Consider the following 18,047-nt stretch of genomic DNA (forward strand, 5'->3'; position numbering starts at 1 on the left):
ATTAAACATTAGTTGCTTGCTCAACCTACTTACCAAGTTCAATTGGAGCATCCAGAGTCAGATGCTGGTTAAGTAGCTCTACCAAGTTATCGATAAGATATGGTTTTCCAAGGAATGCAGTACAGCCTAATGCCGTTGCCTTATCAACGTATTTTTCAGTTGCCCTGGATGAAATCATGATGACAGGTATATGTTTAAGCTCTTCTTGAGATTTAACCCATTCAAGCAACTCAAATCCATCCATTCTGGGCATTTCAATATCGAGCAAAATCATATCTGGTGCTTCTTGGCGTAGTTGCACTTGTGCATCCAAACCGTCTTTTGCCAACACAGAATTAATTCCAAGCCCGGTAATATCTCGTTCGGCTGACTTCCTAACCGTCAATGAATCGTCCACTACCATTACGGTTGGAATAGCGTGCGTAACGTTAACATTTTGATCAGGAATACTGACAAATGATTCGTAGTACGAAATACCCACCAGATCTAGCAAAAGCACCACTGAACCATCAGCGCGAATGGTTGCACCGGCATAAATCGGGATCCTACCCAAATGCTCACCCAAGTTCTTAACCACAATCTCCTGCGTATCAAGGAGCTCTTCCACGATAACCGCAATGTTCTGGACACCCGCGTTCACCAACACTACCGACACTTTGCCATTTAGTGTGGGGAGTTTTGAGTTATAGCCAAGATAATCAGCCAGATCAATTAGCGAGTATGGCAGACCAGAAATTTCTATACGCGGCTTCTCAGCTTTAAGATAGCCAATCAATTCCTCAACATCAACGTTCACAACGCGCTCGATAGTCCGAGCAGAAATAGCAAAGGTTTCTTCGCCAGACTGCACAAACATGGCACTCGAAACAGCCATGGAGATCGGCAACCTTATTATGAAATGAGATCCCGTCTTTTCATTTTCCAGATCGTAAGCGATGCTGCCTGACATTCGACGTAAGGTCGCCTGCACTACATCCATCCCTACTCCTCGACCTGAAATCTGAGTTAACTTAGATGCTGTACTAAACCCACTCTGAGAGATATACATCATCATATCCTCTGGGTTGAGCGGTTGACCCTCGGTCAATAGATTGTCCGCAATCGCCTTTTTGCGAATTTTTTCAACGTCTAGGCCTTTGCCGTCATCTCTGACAGAAATTATGATTTCTCTTGCAACTTGCCGACACTCAACTGAAACCTTACCAACTTTTGATTTGCCAGCTTTCTTTCTATCTTCAGGCGTTTCCACACCGTGGTCGACAGCATTTCTGAGCATGTGCTCAAGCGCGGGAACAACTCCATCGAGGATCGATTTATCCAAACGCACATCAGAGCCAATAATTTCCAATTCTACGTCTTTACTGAGCTCTCTGGATGTGCGCCTCACCACTTGACGAAGCTGAGGTCCGACACCGCCGAATGATACCAACCTGACCTGCATAATCTCATCTTGCAGTTCTCGGTTCAGTCGCTCTTGCTTTTGTAAGTTAGTCTCTGCTTTGTAAACGAATCCGCTTAATGTATTTTGAATACCACCAAGCTCATCTAAGTTCTCCGCCAAGCCACGAGACAGTTGTTGCAGCTTGGTATATCTGTCCATTTCCAAAGGATCAAATTCACCGCTATCGGACTTAAATGTCTCATTAGTTCTGGACGTAATCTTACTGTCGGCTTCAATTTCAAGTTCTCGCAGCTGACTGCCAAACCGCTGAACGTTATTATAGAGTTCATCAATTACCGATTTAATTGAGACCACATCTTCTCGCATTTGTGAGCGGTTCATGCTCGCGTCACCAACGAAGTTGGTCAAACTGTCTAGCGTATCCGTGTCAATCCTCAACGCAGCCGCTCGATCGCGTGCCGCTTTTTGTTGCCTATCAAGATCTTTTTGTTCTGTTTCGCTTAGTTCCGTACTACCTGGAACAAAGACTGCGGCATCAACCGTCGTTGCAGAATCAAGAACTTGCGTGGTTTGTTCAGCCGCCAAATCTGTTTGCGACTGATCATCAGCCTCTTGAGATTCGGCCAATTGAATTAAGAGTTCTGTAGGAGGCTCGATCTCTTGATTATTCGATGCCGCAACAATACCCGTTGCTATGACGTCAAACGCCTCTTCAAGAATAGGCTTAGATGCTTTGAATTCAGCCGCGTTGGTAATCGACAAGCCGGCAACATAGGCTTGAGTCATACTCAATGTTTTAGAAAGAACATCGTTATCAAGATCAGCTTCCTTAACTAAGTCAGCATAGGCAACAAGAGATTCTTGCATAGAACGTTTAGATTTATCCCAACCCTTTGCCGACTTCCAGTCATTGAGATTTGACTCTAGATTCTCACCAATCGATCTAACCGATTCCTCCACGTCGAATGTGCTGAGCGCCTCGGGCTCGTCTGACACGTCTACTGCCGGTGCAACGACTTCGGGAGTATTTACCTGTAGAGCTGTCTCTTCTTCTTGATCAACAACGTCAACACCTAATGCATTCAGCAGTGAAATCGGTGCAGTAAATGCTTTTCTATCTTGGAAATTACCGGTCGCCGCATCTAACGCATCAATAAACTGCTCAAGAGTTGTTCTTACATTTCGTAGGTCATCTTCATTGCGAATGAAGTTGGTTTCCAAAAATGTTTCTGTCTGATGCGTTAAATTGCCCAGTGAGTTTGCCTCAGCCATCAACGCGCTACCCTTAATGGTATGCAAATGGCGCATGACATTAGCCATGGCAGGCGCCATTTCACTTAGACTGCTAAGTCCAGCCACTTCTTCGTCAAGTTCATGCTGCAAACCGCGCATCTCCTCAACAAAAATTCCGCGTAATTCGACAGCCAGTTCGTCCTCTTCCTCCTCAAGCTCAGGTTCTGGCTCAGGTTCTGGCTCAGGTTCTGGCTCAGGTTCTGGCTCAGGTTCTGGCTCAGGTTCTGGCTCAGGTTCTGGCTCAGGTTCTGGCTCAGGTTCTTGCTCAGGCTCAGGCTCAGGCTCAGGCTCTTGCTCTTGCTCTTGCTCAGGTTCTGGCTCGCTGAAAACTAATTCAGAATCTAACTCCAGCACATCATCAGCCATTAAATTGGTGAGATCATCGGGAATTAAACTTTCTCGAACACCATCTTCTTCATCATCTGATTCAGCATTAAGCAACAATTCGTCAATCAATACGTCAGAATCTGAATCCACCTCTTCTTCAATATCAACTTGTTCTAAGGTGTTTTCTTCTTCGATAACAAGGCCTGATGCACTGCCTTCATCGAAGACAACGTCGACCTCGTCAGTGGAGACGACGTCTTGCGTGATCGCTTCAGCACTAATATCTTCTGAATCGTCTTCACCCTCTTGAATCACCAAATCGTCAAGATCCAGCGATTCATCGTCGGCAGAATGTCCAGATGAACGCTCTTCATTAAATGACTTTAAAGAGAGCTCTAGATCAACCAATTCGTCATCTTCATCATTAATGACATTTTCTTGGTTATCGTCACTAAGAACTAAATCATCAATGGGTTCAATCTCTTCAAATACCGCGGCTACTCGATCAGCAGCCTTATCCTGCCCAGAATCAAGCGCCGAAACATCCAAATCATCAAGCTCAAACTCGATAACATCTTCGTCAATATCTTCGCCATCCGAGTCAATAATAATAAGATCAGAAGCATCATCTAACACAACATCTTCGCCACTCAATTCGAGCTCAATGTCGGATAGGTCTGTAAGGAGTTCACGCTCATCTAATTCTACAACGGAGTCGTCAACCTCCTGAATTTCAACCTCGACATCGGCTTCAATATGAGGCTCACGCATACGCTTGGACTCAAGATCACAACACTCTTGTATCGCTACTCTCGCTGCTTCCCATTCAAGCGCATCGAGCTGATAATACGGTGGCTCGTTACTTGCTTCAAATACGGCGCGTCGACTAATTTCCACCAGTGTAGAGATTTGAAGTCGATCCTGTTCAGTAAGGCTCGAGCCGCTTTCATGCTTTAAAAAGCACAAATTTTCAGCAGCATCATACGCTTTTGCAATTTCCGTCACACCCAACGTTCTAGCATTGCCTAGCAAGGTATGAATCGAGATTGAAATCACGTCATCTGGCTCAACTTTTACACTGGTCTTCTTAAGTTCAGCTTCAAGCTTATCGAGGTTACTGATTGCTTCTTCTGCAAACACCTCGCGCATTTCCGCGTTATTAATAATGGAAAAGGACTCATTATCTACTGATTCTTCATCATCAGGCTCATCGTCCTGCTGATCACGTTTGCTAATCGACTCTCCTATTTCATCCGCTGCGTCATCCAGCATTTCACTGTTGAATTCCAACACAGAATCTTCTTCCATCACGATTTCGCTTGCGAATTCAATGACACTGTTTTCAGAGTTCATTTCGATCATGTCTGAAAGTTCTTCATCAGACAGAGACGGTTCAGCGTCTTCGCTTATATTTTCTTCAGGCGAAACTTCAATTGCCTCTAACTCAACATCAGCTAACGAGAATGACGTAGACTCACCCTCAAGCTCGACTACCTCGATCTCAGGCTCAATAACTAAGTCAGGTTCAGTGTTTGCTTGCTCTGTAGGTGCTTTTACCTCATCAGCTTCGGTGTCTACATCAATTTGTAAAGAGGGCTCCTCTTTATAATCATCGTCAAGGAGTTGTATTGTCTCATCTGACAAAATTTCATCATCCGATTGAGCCTCTACTTCTATCAACTCCTCGCTATCTAGACCGGGTTCCTCGATTGGAATCGCTGCCTCTAATGTCGTGGCATCTGCCACTTCCTGCACACCTGTCTCGGCCGTCTCGCTTGCAGAGTCTTCAGTTGTAGCTTCACCGCTACTAGACCCAACCCCTTGCTGCAATTGATCTTCGGGCACATCTTCATCAAGGTTGACGGCTTCGGTCTTAGCTCCCCACGCAGCGGTATCGATTAGGTGTTGTTCCCGATACCCTTTACTTACTTGAAGCTCAAACTCATCAATCGCATCTCGCGCAAATCCCAAAATACCATTTGTTAAAGGCTTTTCAGTGTCTAGGACGTAGTTAAACAATGATTCAGCAAACCACGCCACTTCACCGGCGTTATTTAGGCCGACCATCCGAGAACTGCCTTTTAGAGTATGAAAACCTCTGCGGAGCTCACGAATCGCTTCACGTTCATTTGGATCGCGCGAACAAATTTTAAATTGGATATTCGCTTCCTCGAGCACTTCTTCACTTTCTTCAAGGAAAACTTCCAGAATCGCTTCATCTACTTCAGGCATTTCTGGCTCTGAAGCGGCGTGTTGTTTCGCTTTTTCTGTGGAACTTATGGCGTCATCAGACTCGACAATCTCTTCATCGAGCTCATCAAGGTCCATATCATCGTAAAAACGTTGATCATCTTCATCCGTAGACTCAATGGCTGAGCGCTCTAATGCTGCTTTTGCATCATGTTCTCGCTCCTCTTCAGACTCCTCTGTGCCATAAAGAGTAATAATTTGTTCAGTAATGCTGACCATATTGGTCTGCAAATTAGTGGTGATGTTATCTGTTAAAAAGGCAGGCTCTTGAGAAATTACGTCTATCAAACGATCTTGCTCTTTTACAAGATGTTCCACATCACTTAAGCCTGTCTTTTTCGCCAAGATATTGAGGTCTCTTAACGTAGACTTTAAATGCGTGAACAGTTCAAAGTCCGATTGGTTACCCAACCATGAAAACAAGGAACCTGATGCATTATCGAGTAGGTCTTCAACGTCATCTCTGGAAACTTTTTTGCCGATAGCAACTTCCAGATCTGTAATGCTGCGATCCAGCAAGGAGTCCATTCCGCCACGATTATTCTGCAAACCGCGAACGTATTCTTCCATTGTGCCAATGGAGATAGCGAGTGCTTCAACCATATTGGGCGAGGCATCTGTATCACCCGCTTCAATCGAAGCAAACTGCTCCTCGGCCATCTTTAATAATAAGCCGACCTTTTGTTCGCCTAGTACCTGTAACGCACCACGGATTTGACGCACCTTGCCGTCAATTCCAGAAAGCAATTCTCGATTAGATCTATCAGCAGAAAACTTCTCCAAGTTTTCTTCAATTTCCTTTAGGTTTTCTTCAACTTCATTTCCTACAACATCTAATAAGACTTGGCGCTCGCTGCCAGTTAGGTGAGAACCGTCCATCTCATCAGTAAGCGCTTCATGGTTGCTTAAAGCGCGTAAAGCTCGATGTTTTAACTGACCATTTTGTAGCCAATCTTGATCACAGTCTGCCGGATTCAAGAACGTACTTTCAATGAACATCAGAGCTGATGCCATGTGAAAAGCAGAGTCTTCGTCACGCTGAATTACGCCCGTACGCAGTCCTCTCAGTACTTCTTTTACTTCCGAAACGACCTCTTCAATGATCCCAGTTTCTTGATCTTCTATGTGTACATAGACCAAGTCGACTTGATCAATCACTTCCTGCAAACCATTAAGATCTGTTTCTTCAGCCTCAAAATAGCTGCTGATCAGCTGACGAATTAAGGCTAATGGCAACTCGTGACTTGATTTAATTTCAATAAGTTTCGCTTCCAGGGCATCAAAATCAACCGCCTCTGTTTGCAAATCCAACGCAGGAAAATATTCTTGAAGCTTAAACGCATCAACAATCTCATCCATACGTTCGGTTCTTTTCTCTCCTACCCCCGTATAAAAGAGCATGATCTTAACAAGCTCATCACCCGGATCTCTAACTAACGCCGATTCACCTTGTTGCTCCAACTCACGAAACCGGTCATCAAGTTGCCTAAAAATCCGACTGTGGACAGATTTATTATTCAGATCGTTATGTTTAACGTAATCTGTATATGCCGTAGCAACCCACCACAATCTAGCAACAGAACCAAAGGCACTCATCTCAAATAACTTATTGAAAACCATGCCAATTTTATCGATTGCACCACCATCCGTGCTACGAAGCCAGTTCAATAAAAATGATTGATAATGGGCTCTCAAAGCCGTTGCTCTGCGCTTATAATCTTGATCTTTTAAAGCAGTACTAGAGTCTACTTCAGGGAAGACCTCAATCATTGGCGAGAACAAAGATGATATTTCAATATCATCCAATCCTCGAAGAGAACGTACCTGATTAATCAGTTCCACAACGTGGATCGGGTTTTCAGGCAAGCCTTGCTCGATGCGAGCAAACGTATTCTTCAACGCTTTGAAGGCACTATCAAGGAGAACCACAAAACTTGATTTACCAATAGTGCTATCTGCCGCTGAGACATCCTCAACAAGCAGTTCGCTTTCCATCATCAATGCCGAGACTGATTTCATCTCCAGCATTTGCAATGACCCTACGACTTGGTGCAGCTGTGTGCCCAAGCCATATAGGATTGATTTATCATCGTTACTTACATAACGTTGTAGTTCTATTTCCGCAGTGTCGAGAGTCGATTCGACTTCACGGCTGACCCATTTAAAGGTCTCTAAATCTATATTCGAATAGACGGCCATATCGGGTCTCGGTATTCGTTCAAATTTCTAAGCTGCTTGCTAAATAAACAGCCTGCAAGTAAACACATCGATCGTAACTTGATTAGTTCGCTGGTAGCTTAAATCGAGATACAGATGTTTCGAGCTCTTTCGCAAGCTCAAGTAGCTTGGCGATCGAGTTTGCTGAGTTTTGTGCTTTCCTCGATGTTTCCGTCGACGAATCACTCACTAGAGTTACCTGCTGAGATACCTTCGTTACTGTCTCAGCATGCTCATTTGATCCCTTCGAAATGCCTTCTACCAGTTCTGATAGTTTCTTAGATGCCGTTTCAATTTCAGCCAGTGCGGTACCCGCGGAGTCAGCAACTCGCGTTCCACTTACCACTTGTTGCGTCGCTTTTTCCATCGAAAGTACAGCATCGTTCGTATCATTTTGAATCGTTGATACTAACTCGGCGATTTTCTTTGTTGCTTCAGTTGATCGTTCAGCTAGACTTTGCACCTCATCCGATACGACCGCAAAACCACGACCGGCCTCACCCGCCATGGACGCCTGAATCGCCGCGTTCAATGACAAAATATTCGTTTGTTCAGCAATGTCATCAATCAGCGCTACGATGTCACCAATACGTTGTGAGGATTCACCCAGTCGCTTGATTCGTTTTGACGTTTCTTGAATTTGTTCGCGCATGTCTTCCATGCCCGAGATGGTGTCTCGTACCGCTTGCGCACCTCGTTCAGCCACCTGCATCGATTCCGCCGCCATGAATGACGATGAATTCGCCTGTTGGGACATTTCACGCATACTTTCAGATACTTCCTGCATTAAATGTGCTGCGCTTGAAATTTCTTGTGCCTGACTTGCGTTGGACTGAGAAACGTCTTGCGCGTTGGTCACGGCCAACTCAGACTCATTCGCCACCTCGATTGAGGCTCGGTTAATTTGAGATACGAGTTCACGCATCTCAATCACCGCAAAGTTAACGGAGTCAGCAATCGCCCCTGTAATCTGATCGGTTACCTCGGCCTCAACAGTCAAATCTCCATCTGCCAGCGCGCTCATCTCATCAAGCAACTTCAAAATCGATTCTTGTTGATCAGCAAGAGTTTCCTCTAGACCAGCATCACGAACGGACAATTGGCTGGCACGAGTTTGGGCGTAACGCCACAAGCTGAAAATTCCCAGTGCCGCTAATACTAGCGGTAAAATTTGCGCCAAATTACTAACGAAATTCAATGTTGGCCCTTGATTACCAGCCGCGCCCACCGAGGCAATTAGATTTCGATTGCTGTCAACCAACGTGGCGAGGCTCGCTCGAGAATCAGCCATAGGCCCGACTCGATCACCCAGTGTAGCTAAACGAGACTCAATATCGGAATACTGTTCACGTAGTGGTTCTGCGGCGGTGCCCACCACATCTGCAGAGTTACTCACTATTCGCCCAAGAGATTCTTGTAACCTGCCCATAAAACCATTCACTCTATCGAGTGTTTTTTGCATGTCTTCGCTGGTTCGATAGAACTTGGGCATTTCGCCAATCATTGTTCCTAAAATACCGTTTAGGTTAGACGCTTCAGACGTCAAATAAAGATATTTATCCTTGGCTTCACGCGATGTCTTTTTACGCCCCTCTATCGCAACAGAATTCACGAAACCAATAGAATCACCTAGGGTTCGAGTTAACTGTTCAGACGTTGCATTAATATCGCGCTTGGCGGCACCCACATCATCTTTGGAAAGTAAGAATTGCTCTTTAGCGGCTTTATAAGCAGCGAATCTTTCCAAAACATCATTATTCGCGGTGGTGTTTCCGAAAATCTTAGACGCCATAGTTTGTGCAAACGAAGAGTCCTGAACCAGGCCGTTAACAGCCACCTCTACGTCCTCCATGTTCTTTTCGATAGCATCAAAGGAACCATTTTGAGTCAACGCTTGAGCGGCAACGGAAGTTGCTAAGTTAGCCTTGTTTGCAGTGTTGATCGCTTTGTCCGTCCGCTCCTTCTGCGTCGTTACAGCCGGCGTTAGCACAAAAGTTGAAGCAAGTGCTGTTGCAAAAAACAGAACAGTAAACACAAGCCAAGCGCGCCCCGTTGACGGGGTTGCCGCGACTGCGGGCCCTTCTTCAGGTTCAATTTCTTCGGCTTCCTCAATCGCTTCGAGGTCAGCGGCTTCGTACAACGCTTCTAATTCTTCCATTGACTCATCAGATATAGATACGTCTTCTATATCTAGCAAATCATTGCCTGCTTGCTTTGGATCACCCATGCTTCCACCTTTTCTATCTGTTGACTGCTCTGTTTACGCTGGCAGTCTGTTTTACGTCTATACCATACGCATCATGGTTAACACCGCAATGCACATCATCATTAATATTCGATCTCATACTCCACAATTTGGTTCTGAAATCGCTACACCAAACTTTACTGAACCTCACGAAATTGCTCAGCTGCGAGCAACTTTTCAACGTCAAGTCGATACCAATTTTGTCCTTCAACGCTATAACCTTCCTCAACAAAGGGAGCCAAGCCATCGACCGCCTCTAGAGAAGACTCAAGGTCTTCAATCTTATTGGCGTCCTCAAAATATCGAAAACCAATCACTCTGTTTACTAACAAAGAACTTTGAGCGCCCGAATCACTGAGCAACAACAGGTGCCCTTTGTTTGCCTGGATGGCTCTGCCAAATCCAGCAAAAATCGAAAGGTCAGTGACAGAGTAAAGTACACCTTTCGAATTAATCAGCCCCCGCATCCAGTCTTTTGTCTGAGGTATAACCATCAAACTATCGCAGGTTGACACCTCTTTTACGTCACGGGCATCACAATAGAAGTTCACTCCGTTAACGATATAAGCGATATTCTTCACACCGGCAGACTGGGTTGAGTAGGTCAAACCCTGCGCAGCCAGCTCCACCGCTGCATCACGCATGCTGCTTAACAATTCAAATGGAGCATTTCCAGCCATACTTGCCTCCTATTCATTCCGATTCCTTACTGGCCGACACCCTAAATCAGTAGCGTTGCCCAGTAAAATTAAAGTTGTTAGCACATCTACTGCAACAACGCCCTGAGCTTACTCAACAAAAGCTTAGGGTTTGCTGGTTTCACAACATAATCAACGGCACCTTGGCGTTCCGCCCAAACTCGATCAGTCTCTTGAGACTTAGAACTGAGCATAAGGACAGGAATGGCAGCGGTCTCTGGCGCGCGCGAAATTGCGCGCGTTGCTTGAAAGCCGTTCATTTCAGGCATCACGACATCCATCAGAATACAATCAGGCTTGATGCGCTTAGCAGCATCGATGCCATCGCGGCCTGAGGGCGCGTATTCCACGGTATAACCGCCGTGATCTAAAATGTTCTTTACGTACAGAAAATCTGTTTTTGAGTCGTCTACGACAAGTATTGTTTTATTCGACATTGTTTATTATTCAAAACAGTTAAAATTGGTAAGGTTTGGTTTAGTAAAAACTCTGATGTGGTATTTGGTATTCTTTAAGTCACTATACATAGCGATTTATTGCTTCCAATAATTCGCTTTTGGTAAATGGCTTGTTAATGTGTTGCTCGGAACCCGCCACCCGGCCTCGGGCTCTATCAAACAAGCTGTCTTTACTGGACAACATTATCACCGGCGTATTCCTAAAATAGCTATTATTCTTAATGAGTTTACACGTTTGATAGCCATCCAACCTCGGCATCATGATATCAACGAATATAATGTCAGGCCTCGTGTCTGTTATGACTGACATAGCTTCAAAGCCATTAGTCGCTGTAAACACTTCAAAGCCTTCTTTCTTCAAGATTGTTTCAGCCGTCATGCGAATGGTGTTGCTATCATCGATCACCATTACTTTAGCACTTGGTTTAGCCCCCGCGGCCGATTGAGTATTTTCTGACATAAACTGCTACTTGCCTCCAAGTACATGCATTAGAGAAGAACCCATGAGCGCTGAAAGTAATGAGACTGATGTATTAGAATCATCATCATTGTTTTTGAGAGCTGACCCGTTCACCCAACATTACCATCACCCATCATGGGCTTGCTAACCGAGTACGATAACTACTTGCACCCTGCTATTTACATTTATACTCTGGCCTCGACCTAAAGTTTAAACGCTTACTAGCCCATTTGTTCACCAGTCAATAGGACCCCTTAAAACATCGGGCGAATTGACAGATTGTTCTCTTAAATCGTTGTTATTAATATTCTTTGATCTGTATAACATACATCATGTCAGTATTTTTGTTAAATAAAAAGGTGTGCAAATTCAATAATGCAGCTGTAGTCGCCCATATTTCACCTTTTTTTACCCGTTTTTGCGCATGTTTTGCTGCGCTCCTAAGATGAGCTGGAAGGTTTACATGCTTAAATGCGCCGATCAAAGCCTCTATACCGGAGTCACCACCGACATCGATAGACGACTAAAAGAACACAATGAATGCAATGTAAAGGGAGCTAAGTACACTCGCAATCGTCGCCCAGTCAAACTTGCGTATTTGGAAAACCATGACAATCGCTCTTCAGCATGCCAACGAGAATCAGCGTTGAAAAAACTTACGCGAAACCAAAAATTAGCACTAATAAACTCATGAGCAACCGCAAACTAAATCGCCGACAAGCCTGGCGAGCAGAACGCATTCAACAAGAACGAAATGAACGAGCACTTAAGAAAGAACGTAATCTAACAAGACAAGTTCAATCAGGTGATCTAAGTAGCGAACAGCAAGGACTTGTTATTTGTCGTTATAGCAAACATTTTGAAATTGAAGCTCTTGAAGGTGAAGATCAAGGAAGTATTCATATCTGCGTAAGCCGTACCAATCTGGGAAACATAGTCGCCGGCGACCACGTTATCTGGCGCGCAGGCGCAGACCAAACGGGCGTTATCGAGTCGAAACTCAACAGAAAGAGCTTACTTGAACGCCCTGACAATTTTGGGAGGTTAAAGGCGGTAGCAGCGAATATTGATCAAATGATAATCGTTATCTCACCAGAGCCAAGCCCACAACCAAATTTGATAGATCGCTATCTTGTTGCTGCAGAACTCATGCATATTCGCCCAGTACTGGTTCTTAATAAGGCCGACTTATTAGACGAATACAACGAAGAACTAATATCTGAGCTTCTGAATGTATACCACTCCCTTGGTTACCAAACTTCGCTGGTCATTAGCTCCAGACATCAAGAGCCACATCTGAACAATTTACCAAGCTTAATTAACGGGCGAACCAGCATCGTTGTTGGGCAATCCGGCGTAGGAAAATCCTCGCTGATAAACACATTACTCCCAGAAGCTAAGCTGGCTGTGGGCGATCTATCTTCGGCCACGGGTGAAGGCACGCACACGACAACTCAAGCCAAGCTATTTCATTTGCCAACAGGCGGCCAACTTATAGATTCCCCAGGTATCAGAGATTTCAGCCTATGGCATATCGATGTAGAACAGCTTCAGCTGGGCTTTATAGAAATTGCCCAACAACTCGGGCACTGTAAATTCAGAGACTGTAAACACGAACAGGAACCTGGCTGCGCAATACAAGCGGCTGTCGATGATGGCGCCATCGATGAAGTTCGATTTGATAGCTACGAACGCATTAAAGCCGCGATTCTTGAGCAGCAAGCAAGAGGGTTAACTAGCCCGTAAATCAAAATAACTCATAACGTTAAAGCCTGAACCTCAGCTCTAGGCTCTCGCCACCAAAAATTCATAGCCAACACTCGACAGCGTTAAGGAGTCTTGCTCTAAAGCAGTCTCCACCCATTGATAATAGATGCTTCGATTGACTCTAGCCCACAGATCGTATCGAACGTTAACGTAAGGAATCCACTGGTCTTTATATTGCCTCAATTCAACGCGGTGATTAGAACCGATAATCACTTGTTCATGGACATTCGTAGTCGCCACCCAAGCATCACCTACCGCCTCCATTTGATTCACTACGAAAGGCACGTCATCAACTTTTATTTTTAGCTTTTCAATGGGCGTGACTAAATAATGCACACCCTCTTCGCCCCACAAAATACTTGCAAACAGTGCCACCAATGACTCACGTTTAATCATGTCTCCTTCATGAAACCAAGCTCCTCGAGAATCAATATGGATATCGATTTCTCCTTCGGCCTCCGGTGCCCAAAGATGCACTGGGGGTTGCGAGTTTTGCTGAATTTGCTCAGCGATTTGATCTAATCTATTCATGATGCGAGTATACGGTGGAATTCCTATTGGTATCATATCCTAAACTCACCCTATCTCTGACTCATGTATAAATTAGATTCGCGACTCAGCGAAGACACACTAAAAATAGGCACATTCAACTTATGCGACGCCCTTCTAATGAACAATTCTTTATTGCCCTGGGTGATTTTAGTTCCTCGCAGAACCGGCATAAGAGAAATCTATGAACTCAACGAGGCAGATCAATTCTCATTGCTCAATGAGTCGATGCTGGTTTCAAAAACACTGATGACGGAGTTCAAAGGTGACAAACTAAACACCGCAGCGATCGGTAACATAGTCCCACAGCTACACTTACATCATGTTATTCGCTATCAATATGACAGCGCTTGGCCGAAGCCTGTTTGGGGAAACATCCCAGCTAAGCCTTACACCCAAACCACATCCAAGCAAGCACTAAAGAAATTCCGAACTCTGTTTACAAACGCGTCCGGCAACTTTGTTAGCAACTAACTAGCCGCCATTCAATTAGCGCATAATCAACTGGCAATGTATTAATTGCCGTCCAATTTCTGCTGCGATTTACTTCATTTTAAAGATCATTTGGACGAAGATTTGCGCATAATGGGGTGAATTAATGATCTACCTGCTTTGCGACAATCCATGAACACTATTGATCTCAATGCTTTGCGTCAGGAAATTTTAGCCTCGAAACACGCCGACGAGCACACTTTCGTTGAAGGGCTTTTAGCAACCCCTGCGCTCAATGAAGCGACTCGTTTACGAATAGAAAAACAATCCACCAGCTTAGTGGAAACTTGCCGCTCTGATACTAAAAGTCAGACGTTGCTAGACTCATTTCTTCAGGAATACGGCCTATCAAACCAAGAAGGTGTTGCCTTAATGTGTCTGGCAGAAGCCTTACTAAGAGTGCCTGATAGGCTCACTGCCGACAGATTAATTGCCGAAAAGCTTGGGTCTCGTGATTGGCTTCGTCATGCCGGTGAGTCCGACTCTTGGTTGGTTAATGCCTCAACTTGGGGGCTGGTACTAACCGGCAAGCTTGTCGAACTTGACTCACGCATCACGCAATCGCCAAGCAATTGGCTTAAGCGTCTAGTAACAAAACTCAGTGAACCAATCGTTCACATCGCCGTTCTTCAGGCGATGAAACTGATGGGCGGGCAATATGTCCTTGGTCGAAGCATCGATGAAGGAATTTCACAAGGCCGCAAACAAAACAAACATGATGAAGTGAGATTTTCATTCGACATGCTCGGCGAGGGCGCTCGCACACACGCTGACGCAGATCGTTACTACCACGCATACAGCGACGCATTTGATCGCGTCGGTGAATTGAACATAGCTGACAGCGTCATTAACGCGCATGGCGTTTCTGTAAAGCTATCCGCCTTACACCCACAATACCATTTCGCTCATGCCCAGACGGTTACTAATGAATTATTACCTAAAATCACCGCACTGTGTATTAAAGCCAAAAAATACAACATCGGTCTGAGCATAGACGCCGAGGAGTCCGAGAGGCTCGAGCTGTCTTTGGATATTTTTCAAGCACTTTGCGAAAACCCTGAATTGTCAAACTGGCGCGGCCTGGGCTTCGTTATGCAAGCCTACCAAAAGCGCGCTCCAGCTCTGGCAAAATGGCTAATCTCCCTAGCCCAAACTAATAATCGAACCATTATGGTTAGACTCGTAAAAGGAGCGTATTGGGATGCTGAAATAAAACACGCTCAAGAGCAGGGCTTCTCTGATTATCCGGTATTTACCCGTAAAGTTAACACCGACATTTGCTATATAGAATGCGCTAAAATTCTATTGTCGGGAGCCCAAAACGTGTACCCTCAATTTGCGACTCATAATGCACACACCGCTGTGGCGATTGCCAATCTAGCCAATCAACTGGGCGTATCCGAATTCGAGTTTCAACGCCTCCATGGAATGGGGGAACTGTTATACAAACACCTTCCGAATGTAGACGGCCTCGACGTTTCGCCACTTAGGATTTACGCACCGATTGGCAAGCACCGCGACTTACTTCCTTATCTGGTTAGAAGACTATTGGAGAATGGGGCTAATAGTTCTTTTGTGAACCGCTTCTTAGACTCAAGCTATAGCGCTTCAGAACTCGTGGCAGATTGCTATGACACCGGCGCGAAATACAAACATTACCGACACGATAAAATTCCAACTCCAGATCATATTTTTCTGTCACCCACTTCTTCTCGATTGAACTCTAAAGGCTTTGATTTGGACGACGCTCAAGTGGTCGCGAGAATAAACACTTCTATCGAGGACGTTTTAGCCAAAGAATTACTTGGTCATTCGATCATAGATGGCAAAGCAATTCTTAGCGAAGGAAGGGTTTCTGTAAACCCTAGCGATTTGAACAATCCTACGGGCACGTTTCATGAAGCCAGTGTCGCCGATGTTGAAAGTGCAATTGACATTGCACACCAGGGTTCGAAGAGCTGGGCTAATACTCCTGTGGCAAAGCGAACCGAAATTTTGAATAAGGCCGCCGACATTCTTGAGAAACACTCATTCGAATTGATTGGCCTCATCAGTCGAGAAGCGGGTCGAACCATTGCCGACTGCGTTTCTGAAATTCGGGAAGCGGTTGATTTTTGCCGCTATTACAGCGAGCAGGCAATCCAAAACCCAAATAGAACAGCACAAGGCATCTATTTTTGCATCAGCCCTTGGAATTTTCCAGTCGCCATATTTTCTGGTCAAATCGCTGCGGCATTAGCAACCGGCAATAGCGTTTTGGCGAAGCCCGCTGACCCAACACCAATCATAGCAACCAGAGTCACGCAATTATTTCACTTAGCAGGCATACCAACCGACGCACTTCAACTATTGATCGGCGACGGGCCAACAATCGGAGCGACTATTCTCCCCGACCCTCGTCTTGCAGGTGTGGCATTCACTGGCTCGACAACCGTTGCACAAACCATCGGCAAACAACTGGCGCTAAGGGATGGCCCTAGCATCCCATTTATCGCGGAAACTGGCGGTCAAAACTGCATGGTGGTTGATTCGACCGCTCTACCTGAACAGGTGGTGGATGATGTAATCGCATCCGCGTTCCACAGCGCTGGGCAACGCTGTTCAGCGCTGCGCGTATTGTATTTGCAAGATGTGATTGCCGATAGCGTGCTCGATATGCTTGAGGGCGCTCTGGCGCTGCTTCACGTGGGCTCGCCAAAACACCTATCAACCGACGTTGGCCCCATTATTGACCGCACAGCTCTAGCACGCCTGGATACTCACGCATCCTACATAGAACCTCTATCATCAAGATCGATGAAAGCACCCGAATCCAAAGATGCTCCTCAAGGGCACTATTTTATGCCCCGTGTGTATGAGATCGACTCCATCAAGAGTCTGGAGAAGGAAGTTTTTGGGCCGATTCTTCATGTAATTCGTTACAAGATGAGTAATCTCGATTCGGTTATTCAAGAAATCAACAGTACGGGTTACGGCCTCACCTTTGGCGTCCATAGTCGAATAAGTGCCTTCGCAGATCACTTGTTTAACACCACCAACGCCGGAAATACCTACATAAATCGGAACACCATAGGCGCGGTCGTCGGCGTTAACCCATTTGGCGGTCGCGGACTGTCTGGCACTGGTCCTAAAGCAGGCGGGCCAAGCTATCTAAACCGATTCACTCAAGCTAGCGAATCAGGAAGTTCGTTGAACGTCGATGAGCTTATCCAAGCCGCATCCGAGACCCCTACTTTATCTCTACAAGGCCCCACTGGAGAGTCTAACCAATTAATTAGCGTACCAATTGGGGACGTTCTCTTTGTATTAGACACCCAAACTCCGTTGAAAGAATTGACACATATCTGCAACTTAACGTTAGCGCTTGGCAATACAGTAACATTCACAATTCGAAATATCGCAAACAAAGCTCAACATGATGCATTGCTGACCAACATCCCCGATGAGTATCACCCACAGATCAGGTTTAACGAAGAAAATGTCTTGGCTCGCGTATCGAACAAAGCTCATCAAGCCATTGTTATCCATGCCTCACACCCACAACTGCTCGAGTTTCGTACCCGTGTAGCCAATCGAGTTGGCGCTATCACACAACTTATCGAGTTTGACGAAACAGTATTGCTGCGAGAGAACCTAACTTGGTACAGCAGCATGCTAAGTTCTGAGCGAACAAAAACTGACAATCTCGTTGCAAAAGGAGGAAACACTCAACTTTTTAACTTAGATGAAGAAAACAGTTAGCGTAGAAAGCCTGCTTGTCAGTGCTTAAGTAAACTCACTTCACGTCTAAACAGTTTGGTACGCCACAAAGTTTGCATTTTAAGCAGAACTTTTAGCTGGTTCGGGTAGCACTCTATGTCTACATGATGTGTCAGAAGGTGAATACGGT

The 18,047-nt window shown here is 45.3% G+C and carries 10 protein-coding genes; 4 read left to right on the forward strand and 6 right to left on the reverse strand.

What is annotated here, in order from left to right; genetic code table 11:
* Positions 1-25: 25 nt before the first annotated feature.
* The 5 genes from ABWW54_RS02195 to ABWW54_RS02215 form a co-directional block, all read right to left on the reverse strand.
* Positions 26-7,471: a hybrid sensor histidine kinase/response regulator gene (locus ABWW54_RS02195; RefSeq protein ID WP_353409646.1), complete on the reverse strand. Its 7,446-nt coding sequence runs from the start codon at positions 7,469-7,471 to the stop codon at positions 26-28.
* A gap of 82 nt (positions 7,472-7,553) precedes the next feature.
* Complete coding sequence (locus tag ABWW54_RS02200) at positions 7,554-9,716, reverse strand: methyl-accepting chemotaxis protein (RefSeq protein WP_353409648.1); 2,163 nt, start codon at positions 9,714-9,716, stop codon at positions 7,554-7,556.
* 155 nt (positions 9,717-9,871) lie between these two features.
* Positions 9,872-10,414 (reverse strand): chemotaxis protein CheW, encoded by a 543-nt coding sequence (locus tag ABWW54_RS02205; RefSeq protein WP_353409650.1) that lies wholly within the window; start codon positions 10,412-10,414, stop codon positions 9,872-9,874.
* Between the two features lie 86 nt (positions 10,415-10,500).
* Positions 10,501-10,869, reverse strand: a complete 369-nt coding sequence (locus ABWW54_RS02210; protein ID WP_353409652.1) for a response regulator — start codon at positions 10,867-10,869, stop codon at positions 10,501-10,503.
* 82 nt (positions 10,870-10,951) lie between these two features.
* Complete coding sequence (locus ABWW54_RS02215) at positions 10,952-11,350, reverse strand: response regulator (RefSeq protein ID WP_353409654.1); 399 nt, start codon at positions 11,348-11,350, stop codon at positions 10,952-10,954.
* 463 nt (positions 11,351-11,813) lie between these two features.
* Here ABWW54_RS02215 and ABWW54_RS02220 point away from each other — a divergent pair, with 463 nt between their 5' ends.
* Positions 11,814-12,044, forward strand: coding sequence for a GIY-YIG nuclease family protein (locus tag ABWW54_RS02220; RefSeq protein ID WP_353409656.1), 231 nt, complete (start codon positions 11,814-11,816; stop codon positions 12,042-12,044).
* Entirely contained in the window at positions 12,041-13,096 is a 1,056-nt protein-coding gene (gene rsgA, locus ABWW54_RS02225; protein ID WP_353409658.1) for a small ribosomal subunit biogenesis GTPase RsgA, read from the forward strand. The genes ABWW54_RS02220 and rsgA overlap by 4 nt, the downstream gene beginning before the upstream one ends.
* A gap of 39 nt (positions 13,097-13,135) precedes the next feature.
* Here the strand turns inward: rsgA and ABWW54_RS02230 are convergent, their stop codons facing one another.
* A complete protein-coding gene (locus ABWW54_RS02230) occupies positions 13,136-13,648 on the reverse strand; it encodes a DUF1285 domain-containing protein (protein WP_353409660.1) in 513 nt (170 codons plus the stop codon).
* 63 nt (positions 13,649-13,711) lie between these two features.
* Here ABWW54_RS02230 and ABWW54_RS02235 point away from each other — a divergent pair, with 63 nt between their 5' ends.
* Together ABWW54_RS02235 and putA are read left to right on the forward strand one after the other, a co-directional pair.
* Positions 13,712-14,140 (forward strand): HIT domain-containing protein, encoded by a 429-nt coding sequence (locus ABWW54_RS02235; protein WP_353409662.1) that lies wholly within the window; start codon positions 13,712-13,714, stop codon positions 14,138-14,140.
* A 150-nt stretch (positions 14,141-14,290) separates the two neighbouring features.
* Positions 14,291-17,899, forward strand: a complete 3,609-nt coding sequence (putA, locus tag ABWW54_RS02240) for a bifunctional proline dehydrogenase/L-glutamate gamma-semialdehyde dehydrogenase PutA (RefSeq protein ID WP_353409664.1) — start codon at positions 14,291-14,293, stop codon at positions 17,897-17,899.
* Positions 17,900-18,047: the final 148 nt, after the last annotated feature.

Origin of the sequence: Arenicella sp. 4NH20-0111 (assembly GCF_040366405.1) — a bacterium.
In the GTDB taxonomy this organism is placed as follows: Bacteria; Pseudomonadota; Gammaproteobacteria; order Arenicellales; family Arenicellaceae; genus Arenicella.